Source organism: Streptomyces sp. NPDC003327, assembly GCF_053589515.1.
The window spans coordinates 80090-94459 of the sequence record NZ_JBSFSA010000008.1 but is presented as its reverse complement, the minus strand read 5'-3'; the positions used below and the strand labels follow the sequence as shown (position 1 = coordinate 94459).

Genomic DNA, 14370 nt, shown 5'->3' with positions numbered 1-14370 from the left:
AGAAAATGGCCCGTTCCGGGTGACCTGAAACTCACCAGGCGGCCGCGGCACGCAGCAGTTCCTCCTGCGCCCGCGCGATGTGGGAGAGGGAGAGCGTGCCCGTCCGGGCGAGCAGGAAGTACGTACGCAGCGGGGGCACGGGAGGATCGAGCAGCGCCACCAGCCGCCCCTGCTCCAGCGCCTCCTCGCACAGATAGCGCGGCAGCACCGCGAGCCCCGCGCCCGAGGCGGCCGATTCGCGGACGGCCCGCAGGTCGGGGGCGATGACGGTCGCCGCCGTCGCCGGTTTGGTCTCGAAGACGGCCGCCCAGTAGCGGGCGACGAACGGCAGCGACTCGTGCACCTCGACCACCGGCAGCTGCTCCAGGACCACGGCGCCCTTGTCGAGCAGGACGTCGGGGGAGAGCCGGGCCGCCCAGCGCGGGGCGGCGACCAGGACGTGCTCCTCGTCGCAGAGCGGGGTGGCGGCCAGCAGGCCGCCGCGCGGGCGGGCGGTGGCGACGGCCAGGTCGTGGTGACCCGCGGCGAGGCCGTCGATCAGGTCCTCGGCGTTGCCGGGGAACGAGGCCCGCACGGCGAGCCCCTGGGACACGAGCGGGGTGAGCGCCGGCAGAACGCGCAGGCTGGTGAACTCCGGCGGCCCGGCGACATGGAGCGTGCGCAGGCCGCTCTCCTCGTCGATCCCGGTCTCGGCGATCTCGACGAGGGCGTCCAGATGGGGAGCGGCTCGGTGGGCGAGCTCGTCGCCGATGGTGGTCGGCGTGACCCCGCGGGCCTGCCGGAGGAAGAGAGGACGCCCCAGTTGCCGTTCGAGTGTCCGGATCTGGCTGGTGACGGCCGGCTGGGAGAGGCCGAGGAGAGCGGCGGCGCGGGTGAAGGAGCCGGCCCGGTGCACCGTGACGAACGTGCGCAGCAGGGCCAGATCCACGGGATCGCCCCCTCCCGGCCGTGCGGCCGTTCGACTCAGGCGGTCGGCTGACTGCGCCTCAGGACCGTCCAACTATAAATAAGTCGATAGGTCTCTGTCGCTACCGTGATTGGACACTGACGCTCAGTCAACTAGCCTTGTGCAGGCGGTCTCCGCGCGTGGAACCGAGGGCGTTCCGAGCCACGAGGGGGGAGGCTCGGAGCGCCCCGGCCCGTCCGAGCGAGGGGCGCGAGGGTCCCGCTCTCAGCCGGTGGCGGCGGCCTCGTCGAGGGCGCGCACCACGTCGGCGATGAGGTCCTCGGGGTCCTCGGCGCCGACCGAGAAGCGGATGAAGCCCTCCGCGACCGCGTCCCCGCCCCAGCGTCCGCGCCGCTCCGCCGTCGAGCGGACCCCGCCGAAACTGGTGGCGTCGTCCACGAGCCGCAGCCCCTCCAGGAACCGCTCGGCCCGCTTCCGGTCGGCCAGTTCGAAGGAGACCACCGGTCCGAAGCGGCGCATCTGCCGGGCGGCCACCGGGTGCGAGGGGTCACCGGGCAGCCCCGGGTAGCGGAGCCCGGTCACGTCGTGCCGCGCGGCCAGGGTCTCCGCGAGGGCGTGCGCCGTGGCGCACTGGCGGTCGATGCGCAGCTGGAGCGTGGCGAGCGAGCGGTGTGCGAGCCAGGCCTCCATGGGCCCCGGGATCGCGCCGACGATCTTGCGCCAGCGGCGCACCTCGGCGGCCCGCCGCGGGTCGCGGCAGCTCACGTGCCCGAGCAGGACGTCGCCGTGGCCGGTCATGCCCTTGGTGTCGCTGGCGACGGAGAAGTCGGCGCCGAGCTCCAGGGGGCGCTGGCCCAGCGGGGTGGCGAGGGTGTTGTCGACGGCGACGAGGGCGCCGACGGCGTGCGCCTCGCGCACGAGCCGGCGGATGTCGCAGACGTCGAGCCCCGGGTTGGACGGGGTCTCGATCCACAGCAGCCGCGCCCCGTCGAGGAGGTCGAGCTGGGCGTCCCCGCCGGTCGGCGCGGTGCGGACCTCGACGCCGTACGCGCGCAGCTGCTCGTGGAGAAGGGGGAGGGCCTGGTAGCCGTCGGAGGGCAGGACGACGGCGTCGCCGCTCGACAGCTGGGAGAGGAGGACGGCGGAGATGGCGGCCATGCCGGAGGCGAAGACCAACGTCTCGACGTCCGGCTCCCCCGGTGCCTCCAGCTCGCCGATGGCCCGTTCGAGGTGGGTCCAGGTGGGGTTCTCGTCCCGGCCGTAGGTGTACGGCCCCGTCGGCTCCCCCGGCAGGTGGAAGTGGGCGGCGAAGACCGGCCCCGGCAGGGTCGGCTCGTACTTCACGGGCTCGGGCAGCCCTGCCCGTACGGCGAGCGTCCCGTCGCCCAGTGAGCTCAGTGAACCCGGCGAACCCAGCGGGTTCTTCTCGTCGGCGTAGTCGGTCATCGCTCAGTCGCCGTCGGGGAGGACGACGTTGAGCGCCCAGGAGACGACGGAGATGATCAGGCCGCCCAGGACGGCGGTCCAGAAGCCCTCCACGTGGAAGCTGAGGTCGAGCTGGTCGGCGAGCCAGGAGGTCAGCAGCAGCATCAGGGCGTTGACCACCAGGGTGATCAGGCCGAGCGTCAGGATGAACAGCGGCAGCGTGAGCAGCTTCACCAGCGGCTTCACCAGGAAGTTCACCAGACCGAAGACCAGGGCGACGAGGATGAGCGTCAGGGCCTTCTTGCCGGTGCTCTCACCGGTCAGGGTGATGTCCTGGAGCAGCCAGATGGCGACTCCCAGGGCGCCCGCGTTCGCGAGCGTCTTGACTACGAAATTCTTCATGTGTCTGATCGTGGCAGACATGATCGGGCCGAGGGCAGGGGCTGACGGGCGATGAAGGCATTCCGGCTGGACGACCTGGAGGCGGAGCGCGCCGCCAACAAGGGCGCGTACCTCCAGTTCCTGCGCGAGCGGCACATGTCCGTGGGTCTGTACGCGCTGGACGCCGGCGCACTCGACCCGCAGCAGCCGCACGACCAGGACGAGGTGTACCTCGTGGTGAGCGGCCGGGCGGCGATCACGGTCGGCGAGGAGACGGAGCAGGTGGCGCGGGGCAGCGTCGTCTACGTGCCGGCCGGGGTGCCGCACAAGTTCCACCACATCAGCGAGGACCTGAAGGTCATGGTGGTCTTCTCGCCGCCGGAGAGCTGACCACGCGGCCCCCTCGACGGTCCGCCCCCTAGGGGGTGGTTCAGGGAAGAGCCGGGGAAGCGCGGGCTCCGCCGGGGCCTTCGCGACCCTAGCCTTGAGGGTGTCCGGCGCGGGTGCGGCGGGCGGACGGTCGAGAGCGAGGGAGAAGACCATGGCGGTACAGGAGATTCTCGCGGGGATGCCCTGGTGGGTGAAGTGGGTCGCCATACCCGCCCTCGCCCTGCTGGTCTTCGGCGGACTCATCACCAGCGTGCTGGCCTTCGTGGTCGGGCTGCTCTTCAAGGTGCTGCTCTTCGTGGCCCTGGTCGCCGGACTCGTGTACGTCGTACGGAAGTTCAGCTCCTCGTCCCGCTCGCGCGAGGAGTGGTAGCTGAAGCTACCGGCCAGTAGGACGACGGCGGAGGCCGTTAGCCCGGGCGGGGGAACGCGCCGCTTGAAACGGGGTGTGGGCTCCGTACCTGCCGTTAAGGTGGCAGTCCTCCGCCGTGATGGGGACTACAGGCGTAGACCTCCATACTGACCAGCGGTTTCCCGCTTGTCCCCCGACGGGTCCACGATCGGACCCCAGGGGGTTCCCAGGCCCGGCGGTCGCGCGGGGGCGGCCCCCGCCGACGGGTGCACTGCATCCGTTGTCACGCCTGGGGGTGACCTTTGGCCATGGCTACGCAGACGGCTGCGCCTACCTTGATCGGTTCGGTGCAGCGGGCGCTGAGACTTCTGGAGGCCGTGGCCTCCCACGAGGACGGGGCCCCCGCCAAGCAGCTCGCCCGTGAGACGGGCCTCCCGCTGCCGACGACGTACCACCTGCTCCGCACCCTGACGCACGAGGGCTATCTGCTCCGCGAGAAGGGCGTGTTCGTGCTGGGCGAAGCCGCGAGGCGGCTGGCCGGCGGCGGAGCTGTGCAGAATCGTCGCATCAAGATCGAAGACTCCCTTGCCCGCTGGCGGGACGAGATCGGTGTGCCGATCTACTTCGCCCTCTACCGCGAGGGCGAGATCCAGCTCGTGGCCGTCGCGGACACCCCGTCCGCCCCCGCCGTGGAGGAATGGGCGGACTTTCGCGAGACCGCTCACGCGCACGCGATCGGGCAATGCCTGCTGAGTCAACTCGATCTGAAATCTCGTCAAGACCACCTTGACCGCCACCCGGTGGAAGCCATCACTCCGTACACGGTGAGTAACCGGCGGGCGCTTTTGGATCGTTTGGGCGGTTTGGGGAGAATGGAGCCCCTGGTAGAGCGGCAGGAATATGCGCTCGGCACGGTCTGTGCCGCCATTCCGGTGACGGCGGGGTCCGCAGCGGCCGCGATGGCCATTTCCCTCCCTCTCCACCAGGAAGAACGGTTGCTCCCCGCAGTTGAGCGACTGCGTACGGAGATCGGGAGGCTCTTCAGTTCCCTCGCGTTCTCTATCAGTATCTGAAAAATCACTCCTTGTGATCTGCAAGTGCGTGCAGCACGATTGCGTCAAGAGGGCCACGAGGGATCATTCCTGGCCGTTTCGGTCACAGCTTTCAGCAGCTGTGTTTACACAACTGCTCCATCAACTGCGGGGTACATGATGCGAGAGTCGGTTCAGGCCGAGGTCCTGATGAGCTTCCTCGTTTCGGAGGAGCTCTCCTTCAAGATCCCGGTGGAACTGCGGTATGAGACCCGGGATCCCTACGCGGTGCGCATGACCTTCCACCTCCCCGGGGACGCGCCCGTCACCTGGGCGTTCGGCAGGGAGCTGCTGCTCGACGGGATCAACCGGCCGAGCGGCGAGGGCGACGTCCACATCGCGCCTACCGATCCCGAGGGACTCTCGGACGTCTCCATCCGTCTCCAGGTGGGCGGCGACCGCGCCCTGTTCCGGGCGAGCGCGCCGCCGCTGGTCGCCTTCCTCGACCGGACCGACAAGCTGGTTCCGCTCGGTCAGGAGCGCACGCTCGGTGACTTCGAGGACCACCTGGAGGCGGCGCTCGGCCGGATCCTGGCGGAGGAGAACGCCGGCCCGGCATGACCGGACGGCACCGCCCCGGGCACCGACCGCGGACGCACCGCCCCGGGCACCGGCGACGGCCCGCCCCCGGGGCCGCGTCACTTCGCGCGACGGCGCCGACCACCTCGTACCGGCGCGGGCTGACGGCCACCGGAGGACGGACGGTCGGCCGAGACGACGAGCGCCGCGAGGCCCGTGGTGAGCGGCACGGACGCGACCAGGCCGATCGACCCGACCAGGGTCCGGACGATCTCCTCCGCGACCAGCTCGCTGTTGGCCACCGTCCCCACGCTGCTCTGCGCGATCGAGAAGAGCAGCAGCAGCGGCAGGGCGGCGCCCGCGTAGGCGAGGACCAGCGTGTTCACCACCGAGGCGATGTGGTCCCGGCCGATCCGGATCCCGGCCCGGTACAGGGCCCGAGGACCCATGCTCGGATCGGCCTGGTGCAGCTCCCAGACGGACGAGGTCTGCGTCACGGTCACGTCGTCGAGGACGCCGAGGGAGCCGATGATGATGCCCGCGAGCAACAGGCCGGACATGTCGATCTCCGGGTAGAGCCCGTGAATCAGACCGGTGTTGTCGTCGGTGTTGCCGCTCAGCGACGCCCAGCCGACGAACAGCGAGCCGAGCAGGCCGATCAGCAGCAGGGAGATCAGCGTGCCGAGGACCGCGACCGAGGTTCTGGCCGACAGGCCGTGGCACATGTAGAGCGCGATCAGCATGATGGCGCTCGACCCGACCACCGCCACGACCAGCGGGTTCGAGCCCTCCAGGATCGCCGGCAGGATGAAGAGCGTGAGGACGAGGAAGCTCACCGCCAGCGCGATCAGGGCCATCAGACCCCGCATGCGGCCCACGAGCACGACCGCGAGCGCGAAGATCCCGGCGAGCACCGCCAACGGCACCTTCCGGTTCACGTCCGTCACCGAGTACTGCAGGTCCTTCGGGGCGTCGGGGGCGTACGCGACCACCACGCCCTGACCCTCGTCGAGTTGGCGCGGCGCGTCCGGCTGCACGATCTCGGTGAAGGTGCGGCCCTTGTGCTGGCCGGTCGTCACCTCGACGGTCGCCTTCTCGCACTGCCCCTGCTGGGCGTTGACCGCCTCGCGGCCCTGCGGGGTGGAGGTGTCACCGGTCGGCGGCACCTGGGCGGCGTTCACGTCCGCGCAGTCGACGCGCTCGACGGAGACGACCGTGCCCTGCTCGGTCTGCCGGTCGAAGCCGACCCCGGTCCGCTCGTGCGCCGGAGCGCCTCCCGGCCACAGCACGGCGAGCCCGACCACCACGGCGGCGGCGAAGGGCACCAGGACGGCCGCGATGACCCTGCGCAGATGCCGGGAGACGGGAGCGGCGGGCCCGTGGCTGTGGCTGTGGCCGTGCGCAGGGCCGTGGCCGTTCCCGTGCCCGTGGCTTTGGCCCGAGCCGTGCCCGTGGCCGTGCCCGGAACCGCCGGGTCCGGAGCCCGGCCCCGACCCCGGTCCGGAGCCGTGGCCGGATTCCTGCCCGGACCCGTGGCCGGAGTCGTACGGATCGGGGGTCTGCTGCGAGGAAGTCACCGACCGATCATCGCAAGAACGTCCGTGGCCCACTGTTCAGCACGCCCGTGATGACGCTAGCGTGGTGGCACCTTTGCACACGCGGGAGCTCGGAGCACCGGGCTGAGAGGGCGCTGACGACTTCGCTGCGCCGACCGCCGAACCTGTTACCGGGTAATGCCGGCGTAGGGAGATTCGGTCACATGACCATTCAGGATGCACGCACGCCTGCCACCGACCAGAGCGGCCAGGAGCGCACGCCGGGCTGGCACAAGGGGTACATCGAGGGCTCGCGCCCCGACCTCCGTGTGCCCGTGCGGCAGGTGCACCTCACCAACGGCAAGGACGTGACGCTGTACGACACGTCCGGTCCGTACACCGACCCGACCATCGACACCGATGTACGACGGGGCCTCGCCCCGCTGCGCGAGAACTGGATCATCGCGCGCGGCGACACCGAGGAGTACGCGGGCCGCCCGGTCCGCCCCGAGGACGACGGCATCAAGCACACCTCGCCGCGCGGCGGCGGCCTCAAGAACCTCGACGCCGTCTTCCCCGGCCGCCCGCGCCTGCCCCGCCGGGGCCGCGACGGCCAGGCGGTGACCCAGCTCGCGTACGCCCGCCGGGGCGAGATCACCCCGGAGATGGAGTACGTCGCGCTGCGCGAGAACGTCTCGCCCGAGATCGTGCGCGAGGAGATCGCGGCCGGTCGTGCCGTGCTGCCGGCGAACGTCAACCACCCGGAGATCGAGCCGATGATCATCGGCAAGCGGTTCCTGGTGAAGGTCAACGCCAACATCGGCAACTCCGCCGTCACCTCCTCCATCGAGGAGGAGGTGGAGAAGATGACCTGGGCGACCAAGTGGGGCGCCGACACGGTCATGGACCTCTCCACCGGCCGCAACATCCACACCACCCGCGAGTGGGTGCTGCGCAACTCCCCCGTGCCGATCGGCACCGTGCCGCTCTACCAGGCCCTGGAGAAGGTCGACGGCAAGGCCGAGGAGCTGACCTGGGAAATCTACAAGGACACGGTCATCGAGCAGGCCGAGCAGGGCGTCGACTACATGACGGTCCACGCCGGCGTGCTGCTGCCGTACGTGCCGCTCACCGCCCGCCGCAAGACCGGCATCGTCTCGCGCGGCGGCTCGATCATGGCCGCCTGGTGCCTCGCGCACCACAAGGAGAACTTCCTCTACACGAACTTCGAGGAGCTCTGCGAGATCCTGGCGGCGTACGACGTCACGTACTCGCTCGGCGACGGCCTGCGGCCCGGCTCGATCGCGGACGCCAACGACGAGGCCCAGTTCGCGGAGCTGCGCACGCTCGGCGAGCTGAACACGATCGCCAAGCGGCACAACGTCCAGACGATGATCGAGGGCCCCGGGCACGTCCCGATGCACAAGATCAAGGAGAACATCGACCTCCAGCAGGAGATCTGCGAGGAGGCGCCGTTCTACACGCTCGGCCCGCTCACCACGGACGTCGCGCCCGCGTACGACCACATCACCTCGGGCATCGGCGCGGCGATGATCGCCTGGTGGGGCACGGCGATGCTCTGCTACGTCACGCCCAAGGAGCACCTGGGCCTGCCGAACAAGGACGACGTGAAGACGGGCGTCATCACGTACAAGATCGCGGCGCACGCGGCGGACCTCGCGAAGGGTCACCCGGGCGCGCAGGAGTGGGACGACGCGCTGTCGGACGCGCGGTTCGAGTTCCGCTGGGAGGACCAGTTCAACCTGGCCCTCGACCCGGTCACGGCGCGGGAGTTCCACGACGAGACCCTGCCGGCGGAGCCCGCGAAGACCGCGCACTTCTGCTCGATGTGCGGTCCGAAGTTCTGCTCGATGAAGATCTCCCAGGACATCCGGCGCGAACACGGCGGGACCCAGGAGGAGATCGAGGCCGGGATGGCGGAGAAGTCCGCGGAGTTCGCGGCCGCCGGCAACCGGGTCTACCTCCCGATGGCCAACTGACGCCGAGGGCACCGGACCGGCCCGCGACTCACGGGGGGAGTCGCGGGCCGTCACCCTGCCCACGGGCCCGAACGTCGTGCGGTCGCCGGGGCCTTCGCCCGGCTACGGGCCGGGGAGCGGGTCGGGGGAGGCGGCCTCGGGCGGGGGCGTGGCCGCGAGGGCGTCGCGGAGGAAGGGGACGATGCCGCGCTCCAGGAGGGCGTGGCGCCAGGCCTCCCGGGCGAGGGCGAGTTCGTCGTCGGCCGCGGCGGCCGTCGCGCCCGAGGCGGCCGGGCTGTTGCGCAGGGCCGTCAGGAGGAGGCCCACGGCCGCGCAGAGCAGGCCCGCGGCGGCGACGGCGGCGAAGACCAGGCCGGCCGTGAGCAGCGTGGAGCCGAAGACGACGGTCGGGGCGACGGCGTGCAGCACCGCTCCGACCAGCAGGAATATCGCGGCGGCCGAGCCCCCGAGGACCGGCACCATGACGGTGAAGATCGCGACGACGCCCGCGCCGGGGCCTTCGTGGGCGGGTGTGGGGGCTGGGCGGGGGGAGGGCGCGCGGCGCTGTGCGCGGACCTTGACGAAGTGGTCGTACTCGCTCGCCGCCGCCGCGGTGATCAGGGCGGTCGCGTTCATGGCCATCGACCGCAGCTGCGCGGGCGTCAGCCGGGTGCCGACGCCGTCGAGATCCGGACGTGCGTGAGCGGTGTGCAGTGCGTCGTCGAGGACCCGCTCGTACTCGGCGCGGTCCTCGGTCAGCAGGTGCGGAGCCACGTTCATGTGCATCCCCCGATGCTCCGTAAGGGGCCCGGACAGGCCGTGGAGACGGCGTGGCGGGCGGAAACGGAGGAGAGCCTGCTACGGATGCTCCGATGGTATTGCGGTGACGGCGGGCGCTGACAGGGAGTTTCCGGAAATCGACTTTCCCGGATGCGGAGGGTGATGCGTCCCGTGCCCGGTCATCCGGTCAGTCGGCCGGTCATCCGGTCGGTCGGTCGAGCGGTCGGTCAGTCGAGCGGTCGGTCAGTCGAGCGGGTCGATCACTCAGTCCGCCAGGGGGAGTTGGACGACCAGCAGCTTTCCGGCCATGGTGACGCCGCCGTCCATCGCGATGGCGAGCCCGTCCGCGTACACGTGCGGACCCTCGACGAGCGGACCCGAGTCGCCCTCGCCGTCCTCGCCGCCGACCTGGCCGAGGAGGTACGGGATAGGGCTGTGGCCGTGCACGATCCGGCGTCCGCCGTAGGTGCCGAGGAGTTCCTGGACCGCCTGGGGGCCGCCCTCGTCCCGGAACGCGAAGCGCTTGGTGAACTTCCGGAAGAGGTCCCAGACCTCGTCCGCGTCGTTCCGGGTGAGAATCTCGTGGACCGTGTCGTTGACGTCCTCGATGGTCTCGCCGTACTCCAGGTACGCGGTGGTGTCGGAGTGCAGCAGGAGGTGGTCGTCCTCGCGGACCACGGCGTCGAGCCGGGACATCCACTGGAGGTGGACGTCCTGGAGCCGGTCCATGTCGTGCTTCTGGCCGCCGTTGAGGAGCCAGGCGGCCTGGAAGGTGGCGGTGCCCGCGCCGGAGTTCACGGGCGTGTCACCGAAGCGCTTGGCGCCGATGAGCAGCAGTTCGTGGTTGCCCATGAGGGCCTTGCAGTAGCCGCCGGCGGCGGCGGCCTCGGCGGAGAGCCGCATGACGAGGTCGATGACGCCGATGCCGTCGGGGCCGCGGTCGGTGAAGTCGCCGAGGAACCACAGGCGGGCGTTGCCCGCGGACCAGCGGCCGCTCGCGTCGATGAGGCCCTGCTCGTGGAGGGCGGCCACCAGCTCGTCGAGGTAGCCGTGGACGTCGCCGACCACGTACAGCGGGCCGGGGCCGTCGCCCGGGGCGCCCGCGGGCGCCGCGACGGGGGCCGGGGCGACGTGGACCTGGACCGTGTCGCCGCGGTTGATGACGGGCAGGTCGCGCTCGGTCGGGGTGTAGCCGTCGGGCACCTCGCCCTCGGGGAAGGCGTTGCCGGGGTGTCCGGTGGCGACGGCGACGATGGAGGACGCGCCGGCCGGGTCGGGGTACGCGGCGGGGGGCGCCATGCGGCCGAGGTGGAGGGTCGGCGCGGCGGTGGGGACCGGCGCGGGGGCGGCCTGGGGAGCGGTGACCGGCGCGGCGGTGGGGGGCTGAGGCGGGGCCGGCGGCTGCGCGGGCGTCGGCGTGTCGGGGAGCGGCGCGGGGGCCCGGGGCGGCTCCTGCGCCGTCGGCGGGACGGCGGAGGGCGGCTCCGCTGCCGGCGCTTCGGCGTGGCCCTGCACGGGCACGCGGGCGTACGGCGGTACACGGAAGTCACGCAATGTCGCCGTGCGCACCACGGGCTCCTGCCCGGCCCCCTGAGTCATCGACCCCTCCACCACCGTCGCGATGCCCTGCACATCGCGGACCTGTCTGGTCGGGGTGGTCCGCGGTGTCGTGCGCCCATCATAGGAATGAGGGTCCGCCTGTGTGACGCACCAGGGGTGGTGAATCCGGGTCCACTCCGGGTTCACCGGTTGTTTCGCCCGAATTGGGAAGGTCCGGTCCAGGGTTGAAGCCGGTGGAGGACGCGGTTTCGGCGTCCCCGCCCACGGGCAGGAGCGGGGACGGCCGGCGGCCGGTGGATGTCAGTCGTTCGAGGGAGAGCGCGGCGGGCTGACGGTCGTGCGCGGGGAGCGGCGCTGCGAGGACGTACGGACGATGAGCTCGGTCGGTATCACCCGCTCGACCGGTCCGTCGGTCTCGATCCCCTCGATGGCGTCGATGAGGAGCTGGACGACGGCCGTGCCGATGCGGCGCGGCTTGAGCGAGAGGGTCGTGATGGGCGGTTCGGTCGTGGCGTAGACGGTCGACTCGCTGCAGCACACGAGCAGCAGGTCGTCGGGGACGCGCAGGCCGTAGCGACGGGCCGCCGCGAGGAGGTCGGTGCCGTTGGGGTCGAAGAGGCCGTAGACGGCGTCCGGTCGGTCCGGGCGGGCGAGCAGCCGGTCGGCCGCGACGGCGCCCGCGCACGGATCGTGCGCCGGGTAGGCCTCGTAGACGGGGTCCTGGCCGACGCGTTCGCACCAGTTGAGGTACGCGGTGGTCGACAGGCGCGTGTAGGTGTCGGTGGTGGTGCCGGTGAGGAGGCCGATGCGGCGGGCCCCGGCGTCGGCGAGGTGGTCGAGCAGGTCGAGGACGGCGGCTTCGTGGTCGTTGTCGACCCAGGCGGTGACGGGGAGGGTGCCGGCGGGGCGACCGTCGGAGACGACGGGGAGGCCCTGGCGGACGAGCTCGGTCACGACCGGGTCGTGGTCGGAGGGGTCGATGACGACGGTGCCGTCGAGGGCGACGTTCGACCAGACGTCATGGCGGGAGGTGGCGGGGAGGATGACCAGGGCGTAGCCCCGGGCGAGTGCGGCCGATGTGGCGGCTCTGGCCATCTCCGCGAAGTACGCGAATTCGGTGAAGGTGAAAGGTTCATCCCCGTACGTGGTCACGGTCAGGCCGATGAGTCCCGACTTGCCGGTACGGAGCGTGCGGGCCGCTGCGGAAGGGCGGTAGCCCAGCCGGTCTGCGACCTCGCGGACGTGGCGGCGGGTGGCGTCCGGGAGTCGGCCCTTGCCGTTGAGCGCGTCGGAGACAGTCGTGATGGAGACCCCGGCGGCGGCGGCCACGTCCCGGATGCCTGCCCGGCCCTGCCGGCTTCCCCGGGTCTGTGCCCGGCTCACCTGGTGCTTCCCTGCTGCTGTCATGGCGAGCCGATAGTAGGGCGACGGGGGGCGGTTGGGCCGGTCGCATATGACTGCGTTGACAGGCACGTTTCTGCACGGTCGTGGCGGGTCAATGACCGCGAAATCAAAGGTAGTTCACGCTTTTGGCATACGACCTTGGGCTGTCGAACGGTGTCGACCTGGCGAGGGGGCGAGGTCTCGAAGAGGTCTCAACTCACCTCTACGGGGGATGCGCGCCACGGCGCTCGCCACCGGCGCGCGCCACCCATCCGCACGCTCCCCCCGCCCCGTGCCGGTGGTGCGGCCTTTTCCACAGCGTGTCCCTCCTGTTGTCCACAGCCCATTCGCAGCGGCCGCGAATCCTCATAAGGTGAGGAGTATTGGCGGTACGGACGGACGGTCGAGGAGGCCACACTGTGAGCGAGACCAGCGGGACCAGCGGGAAGAGCACCGGCAGCCCGAAGCTGCGCGCCGAGCTGGACGGCATCCCCACCTACAAGCCGGGCAAGCCGGCCGCCGCCGACGGACCGGTGGCCTACAAGCTGTCCTCCAACGAGAACCCCTACCCGCCGCTGCCGGGCGTCCTGGAGAGCACGGTGGGCGCCGCCGCGAGCTTCAACCGTTACCCGGACATGGCCTGCACCGCGCTGACGCAGGAGCTCGCCGACCGCTTCGGCGTGCCCGTCTCCCACATCGCCACCGGCACCGGCTCGGTCGGCATCGCCCAGTCGCTGATCCAGTCGACCTCGGGTCCTGGCGACGAGGTCATCTACGCCTGGCGCTCCTTCGAGGCGTACCCGATCATCACGCAGATCAGCGGGGCCACCTCGGTGCAGGTGCCGCTGACCGACGGCGAGGTGCACGACCTCGACGCGATGGCCGAGGCGATCACCGACCGGACCAGGCTGATCTTCGTCTGCAACCCGAACAACCCCACGGGCACCGCCGTGCGCCGGGCCGAGCTGGAGCGGTTCCTCGACCGGGTGCCCTCCGACGTCCTGGTCGTGCTCGACGAGGCGTACCGCGAGTTCGTCCGTGACACCGACGTCCCGGACGGCATCGAGCTCTACCGCGACCGGCCGAACGTGGCGGTGCTGCGGACCTTCTCCAAGGCGTACGGCCTGGCGGGGCTGCGGGTCGGTTTCGCCGTCGCCCACGAGCCGGTGGCGGCCGCGCTGCGCAAGACGGCCGTGCCGTTCGGCGTGAGCCAGCTGGCGCAGGACGCGGCGGTGGCCTCGCTGCGCGCCGAGGACGAGCTGCTCGGGCGGGTCGGCTCGCTGGTCGCCGAGCGCTCCCGGGTCCACGCGGGGCTCGTGGCCCAGGGGTGGACCGTGCCGGACACCCAGGCCAACTTCGTCTGGCTGCGGCTCGGGGAGCGGACGACGGAGTTCGCGGCGGAGTGCGAGCGGCACGGCGTGGTGGTGCGGCCGTTCGCGGGGGAGGGCGTGCGCGTCACGATCGGTGAGACCGAGGCGAACGACCTGTTCCTCAAGGCGGCGGAGGGCTTCCGCGAGGGGGCTTAGGCCGTCTCTTCCGGATCTTGCCGGGCTCCCGACGCCCGGCACCTCGCTGATCCGGCCTGATCCGAAAGAAACGGCCTAGCGGATCAGTTCCACCCGGATCGGGTCGCCGTCCCTGACGGCGGCCAGGATCCGCGGGTCGCCGTCGAGCGAGCCGAGCAGGTTGCACGGGCTCGCGAGCCGGCACTCGTCGTCCCGGGAGATCGGCGTGGGGCCGTAGGGGAGGGCCAGTGCGTCGCCCTCCGTCCAGAAGGCCACGGTGCCCGGGTCGACGACCTGCCGCGCCCCCTCCTCGACGGCGACGGAGACGGGCGTGTCGAAGTAGACCTCCTCGCCCCAGGTGCGGGCGGTGGAGGAGAGCGGGAGGGCCCTCACGAGCGCGCTGCTCGTGGGGGTCTCCTCAAGGGTGGCCGTGGTGTGGCCGGCCGGCCAGGAGATGCGTATCCGAAGGGTCATGGCCCGGATTCAACAATATGTTGAAGGTCTCGGGAAAGAGTGACCTGCGGTACAGGGGCCCCGACTTCCAGTACGGATTTCGTATGAGCCAT

The 14370-nt window shown here is 71.2% G+C and carries 14 protein-coding genes; 6 read left to right on the top strand and 8 right to left on the bottom strand.

Features of this window, described 5'->3' with window-relative positions; all coding sequences use genetic code 11:
- Positions 1-31: 31 nt before the first annotated feature.
- The 3 genes from ACWDVG_RS09975 to ACWDVG_RS09965 form a co-directional block, all read right to left on the bottom strand.
- Complete coding sequence (locus ACWDVG_RS09975; protein WP_451697965.1) at positions 32-928, bottom strand: LysR family transcriptional regulator; 897 nt, start codon at positions 926-928, stop codon at positions 32-34.
- 243 nt (positions 929-1171) lie between these two features.
- The gene (locus ACWDVG_RS09970; protein ID WP_451697963.1) at positions 1172-2353 is read right to left on the bottom strand and encodes a cystathionine gamma-lyase; all 1182 of its coding nucleotides are present in this window, start codon (positions 2351-2353) and stop codon (positions 1172-1174) included.
- A 3-nt stretch (positions 2354-2356) separates the two neighbouring features.
- Entirely contained in the window at positions 2357-2734 is a 378-nt protein-coding gene (locus ACWDVG_RS09965) for a phage holin family protein (RefSeq protein ID WP_451697961.1), read from the bottom strand.
- Between the two features lie 51 nt (positions 2735-2785).
- Here ACWDVG_RS09965 and ACWDVG_RS09960 point away from each other — a divergent pair, with 51 nt between their 5' ends.
- From ACWDVG_RS09960 to ACWDVG_RS09945, 4 genes are all read left to right on the top strand, one after another.
- Complete coding sequence (locus ACWDVG_RS09960) at positions 2786-3103, top strand: cupin domain-containing protein (RefSeq protein ID WP_451697959.1); 318 nt, start codon at positions 2786-2788, stop codon at positions 3101-3103.
- Between the two features lie 151 nt (positions 3104-3254).
- A complete protein-coding gene (locus tag ACWDVG_RS09955) occupies positions 3255-3473 on the top strand; it encodes a DUF5326 family protein (protein WP_451697957.1) in 219 nt (72 codons plus the stop codon).
- 287 nt (positions 3474-3760) lie between these two features.
- Positions 3761-4525, top strand: a complete 765-nt coding sequence (locus ACWDVG_RS09950) for an IclR family transcriptional regulator (protein ID WP_451697955.1) — start codon at positions 3761-3763, stop codon at positions 4523-4525.
- A 138-nt stretch (positions 4526-4663) separates the two neighbouring features.
- Positions 4664-5104: an SsgA family sporulation/cell division regulator gene (locus ACWDVG_RS09945; protein ID WP_451698205.1), complete on the top strand. Its 441-nt coding sequence runs from the start codon at positions 4664-4666 to the stop codon at positions 5102-5104.
- 77 nt (positions 5105-5181) lie between these two features.
- Here the strand turns inward: ACWDVG_RS09945 and ACWDVG_RS09940 are convergent, their stop codons facing one another.
- Positions 5182-6639, bottom strand: coding sequence for a YibE/F family protein (locus tag ACWDVG_RS09940; RefSeq protein WP_451697954.1), 1458 nt, complete (start codon positions 6637-6639; stop codon positions 5182-5184).
- Between the two features lie 182 nt (positions 6640-6821).
- Here ACWDVG_RS09940 and thiC point away from each other — a divergent pair, with 182 nt between their 5' ends.
- A complete protein-coding gene (gene thiC, locus ACWDVG_RS09935) occupies positions 6822-8597 on the top strand; it encodes a phosphomethylpyrimidine synthase ThiC (RefSeq protein WP_451697952.1) in 1776 nt (591 codons plus the stop codon).
- Between the two features lie 102 nt (positions 8598-8699).
- Here the strand turns inward: thiC and ACWDVG_RS09930 are convergent, their stop codons facing one another.
- From ACWDVG_RS09930 to ACWDVG_RS09920, 3 genes are all read right to left on the bottom strand, one after another.
- On the bottom strand, positions 8700-9362 hold the full coding sequence (locus ACWDVG_RS09930; RefSeq protein WP_451697950.1) for a hypothetical protein: 663 nt from the start codon (positions 9360-9362) through the stop codon (positions 8700-8702).
- 258 nt (positions 9363-9620) lie between these two features.
- Entirely contained in the window at positions 9621-10955 is a 1335-nt protein-coding gene (locus ACWDVG_RS09925) for a metallophosphoesterase (RefSeq protein ID WP_451697949.1), read from the bottom strand.
- A 261-nt stretch (positions 10956-11216) separates the two neighbouring features.
- A complete protein-coding gene (locus ACWDVG_RS09920) occupies positions 11217-12323 on the bottom strand; it encodes a LacI family DNA-binding transcriptional regulator (RefSeq protein WP_451697947.1) in 1107 nt (368 codons plus the stop codon).
- Positions 12324-12718: 395 nt separating this feature from the next.
- On the opposite strand from ACWDVG_RS09920, the gene hisC reads away from it, so the two are divergent.
- Positions 12719-13825, top strand: coding sequence for a histidinol-phosphate transaminase (gene hisC, locus ACWDVG_RS09915; protein WP_451697945.1), 1107 nt, complete (start codon positions 12719-12721; stop codon positions 13823-13825).
- A 75-nt stretch (positions 13826-13900) separates the two neighbouring features.
- On the opposite strand, the gene ACWDVG_RS09910 is transcribed toward hisC, so the two are convergent.
- On the bottom strand, positions 13901-14278 hold the full coding sequence (locus tag ACWDVG_RS09910; RefSeq protein WP_451697943.1) for a cyclophilin-like fold protein: 378 nt from the start codon (positions 14276-14278) through the stop codon (positions 13901-13903).
- Positions 14279-14370: the final 92 nt, after the last annotated feature.

Bases quoted from the DNA above. Each gene is read 5' to 3' on its own strand.
- ACWDVG_RS09970 (WP_451697963.1), bottom strand. From the start codon at position 2,353: ATGACCGACTACGCCGACGAGAAGAACCCGCTGGGTTCGCCGGGTTCA.
- ACWDVG_RS09965 (WP_451697961.1), bottom strand. From the start codon at position 2,734: ATGAAGAATTTCGTAGTCAAGACGCTCGCGAACGCGGGCGCCCTGGGA.
- ACWDVG_RS09960 (WP_451697959.1), top strand. From the start codon at position 2,786: ATGAAGGCATTCCGGCTGGACGACCTGGAGGCGGAGCGCGCCGCCAAC.
- ACWDVG_RS09955 (WP_451697957.1), top strand. From the start codon at position 3,255: ATGGCGGTACAGGAGATTCTCGCGGGGATGCCCTGGTGGGTGAAGTGG.
- ACWDVG_RS09950 (WP_451697955.1), top strand. From the start codon at position 3,761: ATGGCTACGCAGACGGCTGCGCCTACCTTGATCGGTTCGGTGCAGCGG.
- ACWDVG_RS09945 (WP_451698205.1), top strand. From the start codon at position 4,664: ATGCGAGAGTCGGTTCAGGCCGAGGTCCTGATGAGCTTCCTCGTTTCG.
- thiC (WP_451697952.1), top strand. From the start codon at position 6,822: ATGACCATTCAGGATGCACGCACGCCTGCCACCGACCAGAGCGGCCAG.
- ACWDVG_RS09930 (WP_451697950.1), bottom strand. From the start codon at position 9,362: ATGCACATGAACGTGGCTCCGCACCTGCTGACCGAGGACCGCGCCGAG.
- ACWDVG_RS09925 (WP_451697949.1), bottom strand. From the start codon at position 10,955: ATGACTCAGGGGGCCGGGCAGGAGCCCGTGGTGCGCACGGCGACATTG.
- ACWDVG_RS09920 (WP_451697947.1), bottom strand. From the start codon at position 12,323: ATGACAGCAGCAGGGAAGCACCAGGTGAGCCGGGCACAGACCCGGGGA.
- ACWDVG_RS09910 (WP_451697943.1), bottom strand. From the start codon at position 14,278: ATGACCCTTCGGATACGCATCTCCTGGCCGGCCGGCCACACCACGGCC.